The sequence below is a fragment of the Clostridium homopropionicum DSM 5847 genome, from assembly GCF_001263795.1.
Classification (GTDB): Bacteria; Bacillota; Clostridia; order Clostridiales; family Clostridiaceae; genus Clostridium_H; species Clostridium_H homopropionicum.
This window is the reverse complement of the sequence record NZ_LHUR01000031.1, coordinates 80,842-97,427: the sequence shown is the minus strand read 5'-3', so window position 1 is coordinate 97,427 and position 16,586 is coordinate 80,842. Positions and strand designations below refer to the sequence as shown.

Genomic DNA, 16,586 nt, shown 5'->3' with positions numbered 1-16,586 from the left:
AACAAAGTTATTAAAATTACTACAAATTATTAAACTTCAATTGGAAGTTTCACTATAATCTCTGTACCAACATTTACTTCACTTTTTATATGAAGGCTGCCCTTATGCAAAGAAACAATTTCTTTGCAAATGGACAATCCAATGCCATTATTAGACTTCACGTTTTTACCCTTGTAGAACTTTTCTGTGACCTTTGGTAAATCCTCTTCAGGTATTCCACAGCCTGTATCTTGAATAATTATTTTTACCATATTTTTTTCAACTTCTGTAGTAATTTTTACTTCACCACCAGAGGATGTAAACTTTAATGAATTATCTAATATATTCATAAATAACTGTTTTAGTCTATTGCCATCGGCTAAGATATAGGGAACGGGGTTGCAATGATTAACTGAAAGCCGTATGTTTTCTCTTTGTGCTCTAGGTAAAAGCTGTTTTTCGGTATTGTCTAATAAATCTTTTAGATCTATATAATCTTTGTTTAGAACAATTTTACCGGATATTAGCTTTGAGAAGTCTAAAAGTTCATCAACCAATAAAGTTAATCTATCAGATTCCTGTTCTATTATGCTTAAACCATCTTGAAATTGCTCCTTATCTTCAGGAGTACATAAACTTAATGCAATTGCCCAGCCTTTAATTGAAGTAAGTGGTGTCCTAAGCTCATGAGAGACTGACGCAATAAATTCATTTTTCAAGTTTTCATTTTTTAATATCTCTTCAGACATATAATTTAATGTATTTGCAAGTTTCCCTAATTCATCTTTAGAAGCTAAAGTGATCTTATCTTTAAAGTTTCCAGAAGCCATTTCTTTCGCACCGAGGGTTATTTTTTCTATTGGGCTAGTTATTTTATTAGCTATAAGTAAGCTTACCATTCCAGATAATATAATTACGAAGGCACCAATTAATATTAAGTATAATGAAATCAAGTTAATACTTTTATCTACATATTTTAAAGATGTAATAAACCTTAAGACACCTTCATTTTCTGTACCATTTTTCAATGGAAGGGCTACAGATAGAAGGGTTTCACTTGAGCCTTGGGGTTTATAGAAAAAAATTCCCATTTCTCCAGACAAGGCTTCAGTGAAGTCAGGTGAATTAATCAGCTGAAAATCATAGTGACCTATTGAATCCATGAGAATTTTCCCGGATGTATCTATAATTTGTACCTCAGAAGTAGTATTTTTCCAAAACACATCTACATCATTTGCAACATTTTCTCTTAGCCCAGTTGAAGATAAATAAGTATTATAAAAATCAGCAGATAATTTTATTTGATTAGATAATAAATCTTTAGCATTATTGTAGTAATATTTTTGAACAGAAGTAATTAACAATATCTCACATATAAGAATAGTTAAAAAAATTACAAGCAGATAGCTAGAGATTATTTTTTTTCTTATAGATTTCAAGCTAATCCTCCTTCCACCTGTATCCCATTCCCCAAACGGTTTCCAAATAGCAAGGGGAAGAAGGTGAATCCTCTAACTTATTTCTAAGACGTCGTACATTAACATCCACTATCTTTGGGTCTCCTACAAAATTATAACCCCACACTAAATCTAACAATTTATCTCTACTTAAAGCCTTGTTCATATTCTCTATAAATACTTTTAAAAGAAAAAATTCTTTTGGAGTAAGATTTAATATTTCATCATTTTTGTAAGCAATTTTAGAATCTAAGTCGATTTTAAATGGCCCGGAAGTTAGTATATTAGAAGTACTATCTGAAACCAGAGTCATTCGCCTTATAATTGAGTTAATTCGGGCAGATAATTCTAAAGGATTAAAAGGTTTGACCATATAATCATCTGCTCCAAATTCTAGCCCTTTGATTTTATCAATGTCCTGTCCCAGAGCTGTCAACATTATTATTCCAATGTTAGGATACTCTTTTCTTAAGATTTCGCAAACTTTAAAGCCATCAATTCCAGGAAGCATGATATCTAGAACAACCACTTGGGGACTTTCTGAAATTACTTTTTCAATTCCTTCTTCTCCTGAAGAAGCTTGTACAACTTTAAAAGATTGCTTCTCTAAAGCCAGCTTTATAAACTTTCTAATGGATTCCTGATCTTCTATGATTAAAACTTTATTATTCATAAAGGTACCTCCAAGATTTTTAAGATAGAAGCTATTTCAACTTCTATAATTCCATAACATAATAAGATAATTATAACCTATTATAAGTAATTAAAAAGTAACATAAGGGTTAATATTTTAATCTATTCGACACTAGGCTTATTTCATTGCATTATGAATAACGAAATAATATAATAGATTAAAAGGTGAATTTATGTTTATAATTATAGTATAGATGATATTTGAAAAAAGCTTTTATAAAAGAGGTGTAAATATGGCTTTCAAAAAATTAAGTATATTTGGAAAATCCCAAGGAATTAATAAAGCTGAAAATTTAACTGAGCCAGTAGCTCAAATTTTAAACAGAATTATATATGCGTATACTACAAGTGGAGAAATGGCCCTTGCGACTTTTGCCTTAAATCAAGAGATAAAGCATCTAATAACTGCCTTAGATAATGAAAAAGAAATACATATGAAAAATAATGAGTCACTTGACAGAGTGAAAGAAATTCTTGCTGAGGTAATTAAAAGAGACGACATATCACAAGAAGAGAGAAGAGATATATATAGAATTTTTGCCCAACTTAGTAACATCCATAGGGACAGTCAACTTCAAAAGTCACGACACTTTACTTCAAGACTTATAGTAGCAATGGGAGTGGCTGGATCTGTAGCAATTGCCCTTGGAAGCGTTCTAATGCATGAAAAATATAAAACTGAAAGAGAACGAGAAAAATGGAATAATTATTTTGATGCTAGATAATAATATTGACATATTAGGAGATTTGTCATAATATTTTAGTGAGGATTTACAGTAGTAAATGCATTGAAAAGAAGAGTAGTAAATGAAAGTGTCAAAAAGAGAGCCAGAGTAGGTGAAAGCTGGTGACATGGAAATTTATGAACATGGTCTTGGAGCGGGCTATCTGAATATTTTAGGATAGCACGGAAGCAGCCGTTATACTGCAAGGTGATAAAATTGATTATGCAATCAAGGAGTCACTTTTTGAGGTTTTTTCTGTGAGGGAAAAACAAATTAGAGTGGTAACGCGTAAACTACGCCTCTAAGCAAGATAAATTACTTGCTTAGAGGTTTTTTATTTTAACTTTATATTTTAAAAATGGGAATAAAAGAGTTGAGTATAAATATTCTCAACTGAAAAAGGAGGAATTAAGGTGAATAAAAAAACTTATTACATTACTACACCAATTTATTATCCATCAGCCAATCTTCATATTGGCAATACTTATACAACTGTAGCAGCAGATGCTATAGCAAGATTTAAGAGACTTACAGGATATGAAACTTTTTTTCTAACAGGAACAGATGAGCACGGACAAAAGATTCAAAGATTGGCTGAAGGAAAGGGCATTACACCAATAGAATATGTAGACGAAATAGTAGCTGGTATTAAAGAATTGTGGAAAATGATGAATGTAAGCTACGATAAATTTATAAGAACTACTGAAGACTATCATATAGAAGCAGTTCAAAAGATATTTAAGCAATTATATGATCAAGGAGATATATACAAAAGTGAATATGAAGGGCTTTATTGTACTCCTTGCGAATCTTTCTGGACAGAAACTCAGCTTGTTGACGGAAAGTGTCCTGATTGTGGAAGACCAGTAGAAAAGACAAAAGAAGAAGCTTATTTCTTTAAAATGTCAAAATATGCAGATAGTCTTATAGAGTATATAGAAAATCATCCGGAATTTATTCAACCTGAATCAAGAAAGAATGAAATGTTGAACAACTTTTTGAGACCAGGTCTACAAGATTTATGCGTATCAAGAACTTCTTTCAATTGGGGAATACCTGTAACCTTTGATGAAAAGCATGTTATATATGTTTGGATAGATGCTCTTGCAAATTACGCAACTGCTCTTGGATTCCAGAATAGTAATGATGAATTATACAAGAAATTTTGGCCTGCAAATGTTCACCTTGTCGGAAAGGATATTTTGAGATTCCACACAATTTACTGGCCAATTATGCTTATGGCTTTAGGACAGCCGCTTCCAAAGCAAGTATTTGGGCATGGATGGTTATTAGTTGACGGCGGCAAGATGTCAAAATCAAAGGGAAATGTGGTAGATCCAGTAACTCTAGTTAAACATTTTGGAACTGATGCAGTAAGATATTATCTGCTACATGAAATACCATTTGGACAAGATGGATTATATACAAGTGAAATATTTATTAAGAAGACAAATTCAGATTTAGCTAACGATCTTGGAAATCTTGTAAATAGAACTATTGCTATGGTTCATAAATATTTTGATGGAATAATTCAAGCACCTAATGCAAAGGAAGCAATAGATGAAGAATTAATCAAAGTTGCTCTTGAAGCACCTACTAAGGTTGAAGGAAGAATGGATGCATTAAAACTTCCAGAAGCTTTAGATGAGATTTGGGCAGTAGTTAGAAGAAGCAACAAATATATTGATGAAACAATGCCATGGGTTCTTGCAAAGGCTGAAGATAAAAAAGAAAGACTTGGAACTGTTCTATATAACCTAATTGAAAGCCTTAGAATAATATCTGTAATGCTTTCAGCGTTTTTACCAGAAACAAGTGAAAAAATTAATAGACAGTTAAATGCAAGCAAAACAACTTGGGACAGTTTAGTTTCATTTGATGGAACTGAAGCTGGAACAAAGGTTGGAGAAGGAGAAGTAATATTCCCTAGAATAGATGTAGAAAAGAAACTAGAAGAGCTTGCAAAATTACAAGAGAATCAAAAGAAGGAAGCTGCAGTAAAAAATACTGAAATGAAGCCTATAAAGTCAGAAATAACAATAGAAGACTTTGAAAAGATTGATTTAAGAGTTGTAAAAGTACTTGCTTGCGAACCTGTTAAAAAAGCAGATAAGCTTTTAAAGCTAAAAGTGGATTTAGGAGGAGAAGAGAGACAGGTTATTTCTGGAATTGCAAAATATTATAAACCAGAAGAACTAGTTGGAAAGTATGTAGTTTTAGTTGCAAACTTGAAACCAGTAAAATTAAAAGGTGAATTATCACAGGGCATGATTCTTGCTGCTTCTGATGATAAAGATAAACTTTTTGCAGTAAATCCAGGAGAATTATCAACAGGAAGCATTGTAAAATAATACTTATTATAAACAAAGAAGCTTAGAGATATTACAAATAATCTCTAGGCTTTTTTATTTGAGTAGAAATATGGGACTGTCCCCGGATTTTTTACGGGGACAGTCCTATATTTTTACCTTGTAAAATCAAGATTAAATTTAGAAAGAGATATCTTAAATTCAGGAATTCCTGCAGCGTAAGGAGCAATATCATATTGCTGAAAATAAATAATAAGGTTATCCTTATCAATTGAAAAACACTGATTATCTGATATGCCTTTAAAATATTCAGGAAAGTAAATTCCTTTGTTTTTATTAATTTGATTCTCTATTTCTTTATTAATTATTTCTTTATAAGATGTATTAGCTTTAAATAAATCATTTAGACGTAATCTTTCACCGGTATTAAGATCATAATTGTAGCATTTTCTTACAGTGGAACCATGAGCACCACCAGTAAACTGATAGTAATCTATATATAAACTAAGTATATTATTTTTATTCAAATTCACTTTATAATCAGAAAAGGCTGCATAAGGAGTGTTGGGAAGTCCATATTTTTTAGCTTCTTGTGAGTTTTCTTTAGCTATTGATTCTACTTCGTTTTTGAAGCTTATGGCATCATTTAGAAGTTCAGCATTAATTTTTTCAAATAGATTAATATTTTCAATCTGAGGTATTTTTAGCTTTACTTCTAATAAATCATCTTTTGAATATATTTCCTTTGAAATTATTTTAGGGGCAGATTTAAATATTATAGTGAAGGCAGATAAGTAATTACTGTAAGAAGAAGGACTATTACGAATCAATAAATAAGGATTGGTGAAACTTAATGTTGAAAATAATGAAATAATTAAAAAGAACTTCATCTATGATTCCTCCTAAAAGTATATATTTTTATTATTTTTCTTTAGATTAGATTACTTTATCCCTACTTGGAAACAATTAATGTTGTTGAATTTAGAATAACAATGTAATATATTGAAATAAGCAAATAAAATTCTAAAATAGGAAAAGGGAGTGTAAAAATAGTATGCTATACGCAAAATTTTTGTTTTCAGCTATAGTTGGTGCAATTATCGGCTACATAACAAACTGGCTAGCAATAAAAATGTTGTTTCGTCCTCATACTGAAAAAAGAATTTTTGGCATTAAAGTACCTTTTACTCCAGGGCTAATTCCTAAGGAGCAAAGCAGGCTTGCAAAAAGCACAGGTGAAGCGATTGGGAATCACCTGTTAACGCAGGATACTATGTTTGATGCTTTGCGAAATAATGGTTTAGATGAGAAATTCAAAAGATGGGTAGAAGAAAAAGCTATTGAAATAATGAACAGTAACTTAACTATAATGGAGCAAGGTATTAAAATATTAGGCACTAATTTTAGGAAATTTAAGGAATACTTAAAGAGTAAGGTAACAAACTTATTATTAGCTTCTATAAGAAGAAATAAATTTAAAGAAGCAGTTGAGGCACTTATTTTAAATGAAATTAAAAAAGAGCTTTCTAAAAGTCCTAAGGTAATATTGGAAAGCAGTTATTACAAGGATTTAAAGAATACTTTAGTAGATAGAGCAAAGGACTTTAAGACTTCAGAGGAGTTTAAAGGAAATATAGAAAAACTGATTAAAAACAAGTTATCAGAATTAGAAGATATGGATAAAGCCTTAAATGAGGTTATACCTGATGGATTTATTGGTACTATAAAAGTATATGTTTACAGCAAAAATCATGAAATAGCTATGTCTATAAAAAGTATGCTTAGGGACGAGAAAACTCAAAAGAAGCTTAAGAGTGCTTTAGCAGATCTTATAAGTAATAATGTTAGCTCAGTTATAGCTATGTTTTTAAATCCAGAAACAATATATAGCAAGGTTTTGCCAGCTTTAGAGGGTTACTTAGATAAGGAAGAAACTCAGAAGGAGATTGCACTATTTATAAATGAATTAATAGATAAAATAATGCAAAATAAATTATCAGATGTACTTTTAAGTCTTTCAGAAGAAACTAAGAATAATAATGCTAAATACTTAAGTGATGTTATATCTGATAGGTTAATTACAGATAAATTAATAGAGGATATAACGGCATTTTTAGAAGGGAAATTTAATCAAGAAGAAACATTAGAGGAAGTATTTAAAAAGGCTAATATAAATTTAGAGAATATTGTTGTAGACTATATGGGAAGAAAAATAGATTATATGGTCAACAGTAAAGAGATAGAAGAAAAGATAGTTGAACATACAAACAATGCTATAGAAAAGCTATTTAATTTAAATATATCAGACTTATCTAGGGGGAAAGAGGAAAAAATATCTAGAATATCTTCAAATATAGCCGAAGATATTTTTGAAAGATTTTTAAATACAAGAGCTAAAGAATTTATTGGGGCTTTTGATATTAGTAAAATTGTTGAGGAAAAAATAAGCTCTTTTGAAGTTTCTTTTGCAGAAAAATTAATTTTAGAGATTTCTAGTAGAGAGCTTAATGCTATAACTTGGCTGGGAGCTCTTCTTGGATTTATAATGGGACTTGGTTCCTCAATTATAGCAGCCATATAGAATTTTACGACGTAAAATTCTTAGTCGCTAATTCCTAATCTCTAGTCACTAGGTTGTTGCGATGAGAGATAGTTTTTAATTTATTAGTGATTAGCGACTAGAGACTAGTGATTTCTTTTTAATGTTTACGCAGCAAAATCCTAACTCTATGAATGAAAACATTAAAAAATATTAGATATTTGGAGGAACAGATATGATATTTGACTCACATGCTCATTATGATGATGATAGCTTTAATGAAGATAGAGAAGAAGTGCTTAAAGAATTAATGGAAAATGGAATAGTTGGAGTTTTAAATTGTGGTGCATCTCTTGATGGGGCAAGGACATCTCTTAAACTTGCAATGGAAAACCCTATTTTCTATGCAGCTGTAGGAATACATCCTGAAAATGCTGATGAACTTACTGAAGAAGCTTATGAAGAAATAAAGAATATGGCAAGTAACCCTAAGGTAAAAGCAATTGGTGAAATAGGGCTTGATTATTATTGGGAAGAAAATCCTCCAAAAGATGTCCAAAAATCAGCATTTAGAAAACAAATGGAGCTAGCAAGAGAATTGAATTTGCCCGTAGTAATTCACGATAGAGAAGCACATAAGGATACCTTAGACATTATAAAAGAATTTCCAGAGGTTACAGGGGTGTTACACTGCTTTTCTGGTAGTGTGGAATTTGCAAGAGAATGTTTAAAACTTGGTTATTACATTGGATTTACAGGGGTTGTTACATTTAAAAATGCTAAAAAAGCTTTAGAGGTAGTAAAAGAGATTCCGTTAGATAGGCTTTTAGTGGAAACTGACTGTCCTTATATGGCTCCTACTCCTTATAGAGGTAAGAGAAATAGATCTGAATATATAAAGTATATAATAGACAAAATATCCGAAATAAAAGGCATTCCAGTACATGAATTGGAATATATAACCATTAATAATGCTAAAAACTTGCTAAAAATAAAATTCTAGTGTAAAATATAAGTAAAAACTTTTGAAGAAAATGAAAATAGAATTCACCATGAACATTTTATGAAGAACAAGAATAAAAAGATACTATGTGGAAATAATTTAAAATAACCGTAAAAATATTAATTAAATATTTCTACAAAACAAAAATTTGAAAAAGATAAAACAATGTAAAGGGTGTATTTTATTTACTTTTTAAGTGGACAAAAGAAACTGAATTTGACGAAAATTACTTTAGAGGGTATAATGGTTAATGCACTTTTGTCGAGGAGGTTTATTTATGTTAGACAAAATCAAAGACAGCATAAAAGCCTACTTCTCTAGTGGACCTAAAGTTGCGCTTCTTGGAGTACTTATACTTGTAGTAACCTGTGCTACAACAATTGGAGTACTCAGTATGGAAAAAAGCGTAAACATCTTAGTTGATGGTCAAGAAATCAGCGTAATGACATATAAAAGCAAGGTAAAAGACATATTGAGTAAAAATAATGTAACACTAGGTCCTAAGGATATAGTAGAACCGAATATTAATTCAAAAATAAAATCGGGAGATACTATAAAAGTAGAAAAGGCTGTTAATGTTCAACTAGTAATGGACGGTCAAGAAAAGACGGTTTTAACTAACTCAGATAATGTTGAACAAATGTTAAATGAGGAAGGGGTAAAACTAGGAGAACAGGACAAAGTTTCTCCATCTAAAGGAGAGCTAATTAAAAGTGGTCTTAAAATCGTTGTAACTAGATTTAATACTAAAATCGAAAAGAAAATGGAACCAATTCAATTTGCAACTGAAGTAAAAAAAGACCCTGACTTAAAAGAGGGACAAAGGAAGGTTGTTCAAGAAGGAACAGCGGGAGAAAAAGAAGTATCTATAAAGATAGTTTATCAAGATGGAAAAGAAGTATCAAGGACTGTTGTCCAAGAGAAGGTAACTAAAAAGCCAACAAGTAAAGTAATTGTTATGGGTACATTAAAAACTATGGCGCTTTCACGTGGAGGTAGCATAAGCTATTCTGCGAAATACAGGATGAAAGCTACTGCCTATACTGAAAGTTATAAGGATACAGGTAAACAACCTGGGGATAAGTATTTTGGCATTACCGCATCTGGGACAAGAGTAAAAAGAAATCCAGAAGGATACAGTACTGTTGCTGTAGATCCTTCAGTTATCCCACTTGGAACAAAATTATATATTGATGGATATGGCTATGCTATTGCCGAAGATATTGGCGGTGCTATTAAAGGAAATAAAATAGATTTATACTTTAGTTCAGACAGCCATGTATACAAGTGGGGAGTTAAATACGTAGATGTTTACGTGATAAAATAGAGCGATTTCGCTCTATTTTTTTATGTAATGTAAATAGAATAGATTTTTCACTATATACTTGACATAATAATATATATGGTTAAAAATATAATGTATGGCATTTGGTAAATTTATTTGGAGGCTTTTATTTTAATGATGATAAAGGAAGTAATTGTAGTTGAAGGAAGAGACGATATAACTGCTGTTAAAAGAGCTGTAGATGCGGAAATAATAGCTGTTGGAGGCTTTGGAATAAATGCAGAAGTAATAGAAAGAATAAAAGAAGCACAAAAGAGGCAGGGAGTTATTGTCTTCACTGATCCGGATTTTGCTGGAGAAAAGATAAGAAGAATAATATCTAAAAGAGTAAAAGGTGTAAAACATGCCTATATAACAAAGCAAGAAGGATTAAAGGATGAGGATATTGGAGTAGAAAATGCATCTCCAGAAGCCATAATAAAAGCTCTTGAAAATGCTAAATGTGAAGTTAAAGAGAAGAGAACAGTATTTGCTGCAGAAGATTTATTTTTCTTTAATTTAACTGGGAGCAAAGAAGCGAAGCAAAGGCGAGAGACCTTAGGAAGTAAACTTGGAATAGGATATTGCAATTCTGCACAATTTATAACTAGGTTAAATAACTATGGCATAAGTAAAGAAGAATTTATTGAGGCTATAAAAAAAGTAAATGAGGAGATAAGTAATGCAGAAACTGACAACTAGAGATGTTGTAAAAAAATATAATTTTAAATTTACCAAAAGCTTAGGACAGAATTTTCTAATAGATGATACAGTATTAGAGGATATAGTTAGTGGTGCAGAAGTTGGTCAAGAGGACTTAATTATTGAAATAGGACCAGGGGTTGGAACTCTAACAAGAGAACTGCTTAAAAAGGCTAAAAGAGTATGTGCTATAGAATTAGATTATGATTTAATATCAATATTAAATGAAGAACTGAAGGATTTTGATAATTTTCAGCTTATACATAAGGATGCGTTGAAGGTAGATTTTAATGAAATTATTGGTACAGAAGAAAGTGTTAAGGTGGTTGCAAATCTTCCATATTACGTAACTACACCTATAATAGCAAAACTACTAAAAGGAAGTTATAAATTTAAATCCTTAACAATAATGATTCAAAAAGAAGTAGCAGAAAGGATAGCAGCAGAACCGGGAGGAAAAGACTATGGATCTCTGTCAATTTTAGTTCAATATTATTGTAATACAAAGATTTTGAGAAAGGTACCTCCTACTTCATTTATACCACAGCCTAAGGTAGAATCTACTGTAATTAGGTTAGATAGATTAGATAAGCCTAAAGTAGAGGTTAAAGATGAAGAGTTATTTTTTAAGGTAGCAAGACAATCCTTCAATATGAGAAGAAAAACATTAAAAAATGCAGTGAAAAGCCTTGGAGTAATTGATTCTGATAAAATTGATGAAGCTTTTAAGGCGGTGAAAATAAATCCTGGAAGAAGAGGAGAAACTCTTTCTATTGAGGAATTCGCAGCACTTGCCGATAGCATATATATGTTTAAAAAGGTTTAGCAGATTATTTTAAATAATTTGCTAGGCCTTTTTTATTATATAAAAAGTAAAGATTTCTGGTTTTTAAAAAATTTTGTTCATTTTTTGAAAAATGAACATATATTATAATAATGAAAAAATTCTAGAAGATTTATTAAGTTGTATGGGGGGAAAACCGGTGGCAACTAAAAAAAGTTATAGTAGATACTTTATTATATTACAAGAAGATGAAAAAGGATATTCAACGGATAGCAGTAAGTTTCCAACTGGATATGCAAAGGTAGAAAGAAAAAATGATAAATGCAAGGTTTCATATTATGTTCAAAATTTAAAAAGGAGTAAAAATCCTTATTACATGGTTCTTATTTGTGATAGAAAGGCTGATAAGAGACTTTTAAAGCTTGGAACAATAAATATAGATGACTATGGCAGAGCTGAGGTTTCTTGCGAATACAGTGCTGAGGATATTGCAAGTAGTAACATACCTATGGAAAGCATAAAAGGAGCTGCCATTGTTAGTTTAGAGGATTCAAGTGTTCATGGAATACTTTCAGGGTTTGTAAGCGGAAGTAAATTAGAGGATTGGAAAAGCTATGCAGTAATTGAGAATCAGGAAAATGTAAAAAGGCAAGTAAGTGAAGCAAAAGAAAAAGAAGTTGAATTAAAAAGTCAGAAAGAAAAAGATAACATATTTGATAAATATGAAAGTGATATTGAGAATGCAAAGAACATAGAAAAAGATGAGAGCACTGTCCCTGATTTGAATATAGAAAATAGAGAAGATGAAAAAGTAACTAAAGTTGTAGAAGAAGAAATTAAGGCTTCAATAGATGAGAAGCTTGAGGAAGCATTAAATCCGATTGAGAAACAGCAAATAGAAGAAAAAGATGAGAACCGCAATAAAGATGAGGATCACCACAAGCATGATCATGAGCATCACCATGAGTGTGAACATGAAGAAGAATATGAACACGAACATGATCATGATGATAAATGTGAGCATAAACATGATCATAAACATGAATATGAGTATTCTCATGAAGATGATGAAGATGATGAAGAGGATTTAGAGGAATTTTTTGAGGATATTTCAGAGGGCTTTGAGGAAGTAAAGGAGATATGTAAAGAAGTAGGAAAATGTAAGTGGCATAAGGTTCCTTATGAGAAACTTATGAACGTGAGACCATATATGCACTTTAATAAATATACAATGGTTTATTATCCTATGTTTAATTATCAACCATATATAAGAAAAGGTGGGCATTATTTATTTGGATATAAGCTAGATTTAAAGGGACGGGTCAAATATTTAGTTTATGCAATACCAGGAACAAGAAGATTTTTAGATCAGCCTTATGGTGGGAATACAGGTTTTGTTACATGGGTATATAAAGATGATAAAAAGAGTGATGATGGATATTGGCTAATGTTCTATGATTTTAAAAATTCAAGAATAGTAGTTCCAGTTAAAAAATAAAATCTCAACTAACTGCTTAATTTTAAGTAGTTAGTTGAGATTCTATTTTTTGAACAAATTTCATATAGTATATAAAGTTTATTTAAGCAATGGAGGAATAATATGAAAATAATAATAATGAATAAAAGAAAGCTAGAGGTATTTTTTACACTGATGCTTTTAATGGGTGTTTTATTTGGTACTGGTGAAATGTTAAAAGGACATTTGAAAACAGTAAGTTTTATGCAAAATAATATAAGACAATTGAAAGAGTATACCGGACTGGGAGGATCACTAAAGTATAAGCTTCCAGAGGAATGGAGTACTAGTGACAGAATTTTTTCGGGGAACGAAATAGTTTATCATAAAGACTTTACCTCAAAAGATTTAACTATAAATGGATTTGTACAAGTATGGAGAGAACAGCAGGATTTGAAGAGTTTTTTAGATAAAAGTAAAGAAGTGTCAGAAAAACAAAATATAATAAAAAATTACAGTGCTTTACCATTAAAGTTAGATAATAAAGTGGGTTATTTAGTAAAATATGTTATGGAATCAAATGATACAGATTATGTTGCCTATGAATACTTTATTAAGGAACCTAAAGGGTTCTTAAGGTTTTCATTTTTTATGAAAAGTAAAGATTTTAAAGAGGATATGGTGGCACTATTTGATAGTATAGTTAAAACCGCATCTCTAAAGTAAATAAATGGCCTATTATAACTGATTTACATATACAAGCTAAAGTATTATAATTTAATAGAATAGTATAGAAAACCTAGGAGGAAAGCTTGTGTCTAGAAAAAATTATTGGTTAGTTTTTATTTGCATTGTTGTGTTTAGTACAATTTTTTCAGGTTGTGGGAGAATAGACGATGCAGCAGTAAGTCTTGGAATTAAAAATAAAGATTTTGATTACATAAGGGATGGTAAGATAAGTAAAGTCGTAATTCAAAATAAAAGAGATAAAGGGTTTACTTTTATAGTAACAGATAAAGATGCTATAAAAGATCTATATGATATACTCTCTTCTTCAAAACCAGTGGATAATAAAATTACTCTAGATCCAGATTATATTTTAGAGTTTCACGAAGGGGTAAAGCAGGTACATAAATTCAGCTATGTAGCAGGGTTAGACAAAAAAGATGCAGGAAACCTTTATAGTGAAGATAAAGTATATATTGTTTCTAAAAGGCTTGATGATGATATAATTAAAAATTTTTGGAATATAAGAATTCCAAAGGAATTCAATAATGTTTACTATCAATCAATGCTTAAGGCCGTAAAAGATTATAGAAAATCTGCAGGTGATAAAAAAACTATAGGTATAGACATAAATGATGAAGAGGTAGCAAAATTTATCTTAAGTATGGATTTGAAAGATTTTTCTGGGAATCTTGATAGCAAAAGTGAAATAATACAAAATGACGATAGAAATAAATACGATATTACAATGGATATAGAAACACAAGGCTATAAAACTGATATATATAAATGTATAATAACTTTTTACGATAAAAGCACTAAAAAAGAAAATAAATATTACTTTATAAATAATTACGAATTAGGCTCTTGGAGATTTAGTTTTACAAAAGATAAGGAACCGGAGAATTTTTAACCATAGATTTTTTTCTATGGTTTTTTATTTTTTAGATATAATTATAGTGTATAATGTAAATTATAATTATAATGTAATATTTAACGATATAGGAGGAAAAGACATGAGTAATTGTGATAGTTGTTCAAGTAAAGATAGCTGCAACAGTAATGAAAAAGACTGTTCAAGAATGTTTGCTAAATATGGAAACATTAAAAATATAATAGGAGTAATAAGCGGCAAAGGCGGGGTTGGAAAGTCGACAGTCACAGGAATATTAGCGGTAGAGCTTTCAAAAAAAGGATTTAAAGTTGGAGTTTTAGATGCTGATATTACCGGACCATCTATGCCAAGAATTCTTGGTATAAATGAAAAAAGATCAGAAATGATTATAGTAGAAGGAAATGAAGATCAACCACAACTGGTACCAGTAGAAACTGAAAGTGGAATCAAGGTAATGTCATTAAACTTACTTATAGAGAGTGAAGATCAGCCGGTAATATGGAGAGGACCTCTAATTACAGGAGTCCTAAACCAGATGTATGAAGATACTGTGTGGGGAGAACTTGATTATTTGCTCATAGATATGCCTCCAGGAACTGGGGATATAGCCTTAACAATTATGCAAAGTATGCCAATCACTGGTATGGTAGTAGTATCTACTCCTCAAGATATGGTATCCATGATAGTTAAGAAGGTTGTATCAATGATAGAGAAAATGAATATATATCTATTAGGTGTAGTAGAAAACATGTCCTATATAAAATGTGGAAGCTGTGGAGAGAAAATAAGAGTATTTAGCAAAAAAACTGGTGAAGAACATGCAAGCTACTTAGGAGCAAAGCTTCTTGCAGAAATGCCAATAAATGTTGACATGGCTGAAAGCTTAGAAAAAGGTGAAATGGAAAGCTTTATTAGGAATTCTCAAGAATATAATGAGCTTATAAATAATTTTATGAAGGCTTTAGGCTAGTGGTCAATTATAGTTAAATTAAATAAAAAAATTGTTTGGAATTTTACAATTGTTCATTAACTTTTCAGAGGAAATAGAATTTACATTTATAGAAGCACCTATTTTCGAATTGTTAGGCAAACTTGATAAGCTAATGGCGATTGTATTTCCATCATTTAATAAAATGAATGCTTCAGTGCTATTTATATCTATAATTTTACCTACCATATAAAAATCTCCTTAATATTTATTTATTATGTATTTTTGACTATAATATTTTTATTATTCCCATAAAATTAATAAAGGAGTTAGGTATTATTTATGAGCAACTATGAGATATTGTTTAAAATATGTACTGCAATACTGATAGGTGGAATTATAGGTTATGAAAGGGAATCCAAAAACAGACCAGCAGGGCTTAGGACACATATTTTAGTTTGTGTTGGTGCTGCGGTAGTCTCTATAATTCAGTTGAAAATAATTGAAGATACCCTTAGCTTTGTAACAAGATATCCTAAGCTCACTGGTATGCTTGGTAGTGATATGGGAAGACTTGGGGCACAGGTAATATCAGGAGTGGGATTCTTAGGCGTAGGAACAATTATTCGAACTAGAGGATCCGTAAAAGGCTTAACTACCGCTGCAAGCATATGGGTAACAGCCTGCATTGGACTCGCGGTTGGATTAGGCTATTATTTTGTAAGTTTTACAGCTACTATAGGGGTATTTGTTGTAGTAGTATGCATGAAAAGAATCGAGGAAAATTTTTTTGATAAAATTAAGCTGATCACTATAGAAATCCAATACTACAACAAAGGAAATTTAAACTCAGATGTATGTAGATATTTTTGGAATAAACATTTGAAAATAGAGGATGTATGTTATGCCATAGGTAAAGATGAAAGCAGAGATTTATTTAAAAAGTGCTATTATACAGTACTAGTAACAAAACATACAAACTTAGACAAAATTCAAAGTGATTTAAATAAGTTTCATCAGATAGTTAAAGCAACTATTACTGAATAACTTATACTCAATAAGAAAG

Annotated in this window: 16 protein-coding genes and 1 other annotated feature; of the genes, 12 read left to right on the top strand and 4 right to left on the bottom strand. The window is 30.6% G+C overall.

Annotated elements, in window-relative coordinates; genetic code table 11:
* Nucleotides 1–29 precede the first annotated feature (29 nt).
* Nucleotides 30–1,424 carry a sensor histidine kinase gene (locus CLHOM_RS13250; protein ID WP_052222168.1) on the bottom strand — a complete coding sequence of 465 codons (1,395 nt, stop codon included), beginning with the start codon at nucleotides 1,422–1,424 and terminating at the stop codon, nucleotides 30–32.
* A complete protein-coding gene (locus CLHOM_RS13245; RefSeq protein ID WP_052222167.1) occupies nucleotides 1,420–2,109 on the bottom strand; it encodes a response regulator transcription factor in 690 nt (229 codons plus the stop codon). Before CLHOM_RS13245 ends, CLHOM_RS13250 begins: the two co-directional genes overlap by 5 nt.
* A 253-nt stretch (nucleotides 2,110–2,362) precedes the next feature.
* Here CLHOM_RS13245 and CLHOM_RS13240 point away from each other — a divergent pair, with 253 nt between their 5' ends.
* On the top strand, nucleotides 2,363–2,854 hold the full coding sequence (locus tag CLHOM_RS13240; RefSeq protein WP_139205646.1) for a hypothetical protein: 492 nt from the start codon (nucleotides 2,363–2,365) through the stop codon (nucleotides 2,852–2,854).
* Between the two features lie 54 nt (nucleotides 2,855–2,908).
* Nucleotides 2,909–3,160: a binding site (T-box leader), on the top strand.
* 107 nt (nucleotides 3,161–3,267) lie between these two features.
* Entirely contained in the window at nucleotides 3,268–5,205 is a 1,938-nt protein-coding gene (metG, locus tag CLHOM_RS13235) for a methionine--tRNA ligase (protein WP_052222166.1), read from the top strand.
* Nucleotides 5,206–5,318: 113 nt separating this feature from the next.
* On the opposite strand, the gene CLHOM_RS13230 is transcribed toward metG, so the two are convergent.
* Nucleotides 5,319–6,053 carry a DUF3298 and DUF4163 domain-containing protein gene (locus tag CLHOM_RS13230; protein ID WP_052222165.1) on the bottom strand — a complete coding sequence of 245 codons (735 nt, stop codon included), beginning with the start codon at nucleotides 6,051–6,053 and terminating at the stop codon, nucleotides 5,319–5,321.
* Between the two features lie 164 nt (nucleotides 6,054–6,217).
* Between CLHOM_RS13230 and CLHOM_RS13225 the strand changes: the two genes are divergently transcribed.
* From CLHOM_RS13225 to CLHOM_RS13185, 9 genes are all read left to right on the top strand, one after another.
* Nucleotides 6,218–7,744 carry a DUF445 family protein gene (locus CLHOM_RS13225; RefSeq protein WP_052222164.1) on the top strand — a complete coding sequence of 509 codons (1,527 nt, stop codon included), beginning with the start codon at nucleotides 6,218–6,220 and terminating at the stop codon, nucleotides 7,742–7,744.
* A 193-nt stretch (nucleotides 7,745–7,937) separates the two neighbouring features.
* On the top strand, nucleotides 7,938–8,705 hold the full coding sequence (locus tag CLHOM_RS13220; protein WP_052222163.1) for a TatD family hydrolase: 768 nt from the start codon (nucleotides 7,938–7,940) through the stop codon (nucleotides 8,703–8,705).
* A 277-nt stretch (nucleotides 8,706–8,982) separates the two neighbouring features.
* The gene (locus tag CLHOM_RS13215; RefSeq protein WP_052222162.1) at nucleotides 8,983–10,032 is read left to right on the top strand and encodes a ubiquitin-like domain-containing protein; all 1,050 of its coding nucleotides are present in this window, start codon (nucleotides 8,983–8,985) and stop codon (nucleotides 10,030–10,032) included.
* 135 nt (nucleotides 10,033–10,167) lie between these two features.
* Nucleotides 10,168–10,731 (top strand): ribonuclease M5, encoded by a 564-nt coding sequence (gene rnmV, locus CLHOM_RS13210; RefSeq protein WP_175478664.1) that lies wholly within the window; start codon nucleotides 10,168–10,170, stop codon nucleotides 10,729–10,731.
* Nucleotides 10,712–11,557: a 16S rRNA (adenine(1518)-N(6)/adenine(1519)-N(6))-dimethyltransferase RsmA gene (rsmA, locus tag CLHOM_RS13205; RefSeq protein ID WP_052222160.1), complete on the top strand. Its 846-nt coding sequence runs from the start codon at nucleotides 10,712–10,714 to the stop codon at nucleotides 11,555–11,557. Before rnmV ends, rsmA begins: the two co-directional genes overlap by 20 nt.
* A 157-nt stretch (nucleotides 11,558–11,714) precedes the next feature.
* Nucleotides 11,715–13,013 (top strand): DUF7922 domain-containing protein, encoded by a 1,299-nt coding sequence (locus CLHOM_RS13200; RefSeq protein WP_052222159.1) that lies wholly within the window; start codon nucleotides 11,715–11,717, stop codon nucleotides 13,011–13,013.
* 102 nt (nucleotides 13,014–13,115) lie between these two features.
* Nucleotides 13,116–13,697: a hypothetical protein gene (locus tag CLHOM_RS13195; RefSeq protein WP_052222158.1), complete on the top strand. Its 582-nt coding sequence runs from the start codon at nucleotides 13,116–13,118 to the stop codon at nucleotides 13,695–13,697.
* Between the two features lie 88 nt (nucleotides 13,698–13,785).
* Complete coding sequence (locus tag CLHOM_RS13190) at nucleotides 13,786–14,610, top strand: YhfM domain-containing protein (protein WP_052222157.1); 825 nt, start codon at nucleotides 13,786–13,788, stop codon at nucleotides 14,608–14,610.
* 103 nt (nucleotides 14,611–14,713) lie between these two features.
* The gene (locus tag CLHOM_RS13185) at nucleotides 14,714–15,562 is read left to right on the top strand and encodes an Mrp/NBP35 family ATP-binding protein (protein ID WP_052222156.1); all 849 of its coding nucleotides are present in this window, start codon (nucleotides 14,714–14,716) and stop codon (nucleotides 15,560–15,562) included.
* An 18-nt stretch (nucleotides 15,563–15,580) separates the two neighbouring features.
* On the opposite strand, the gene CLHOM_RS13180 is transcribed toward CLHOM_RS13185, so the two are convergent.
* Nucleotides 15,581–15,769 (bottom strand): hypothetical protein, encoded by a 189-nt coding sequence (locus tag CLHOM_RS13180; RefSeq protein ID WP_052222155.1) that lies wholly within the window; start codon nucleotides 15,767–15,769, stop codon nucleotides 15,581–15,583.
* Between the two features lie 93 nt (nucleotides 15,770–15,862).
* On the opposite strand from CLHOM_RS13180, the gene CLHOM_RS13175 reads away from it, so the two are divergent.
* Nucleotides 15,863–16,567, top strand: a complete 705-nt coding sequence (locus CLHOM_RS13175; protein WP_052222154.1) for an MgtC/SapB family protein — start codon at nucleotides 15,863–15,865, stop codon at nucleotides 16,565–16,567.
* Nucleotides 16,568–16,586: the final 19 nt, after the last annotated feature.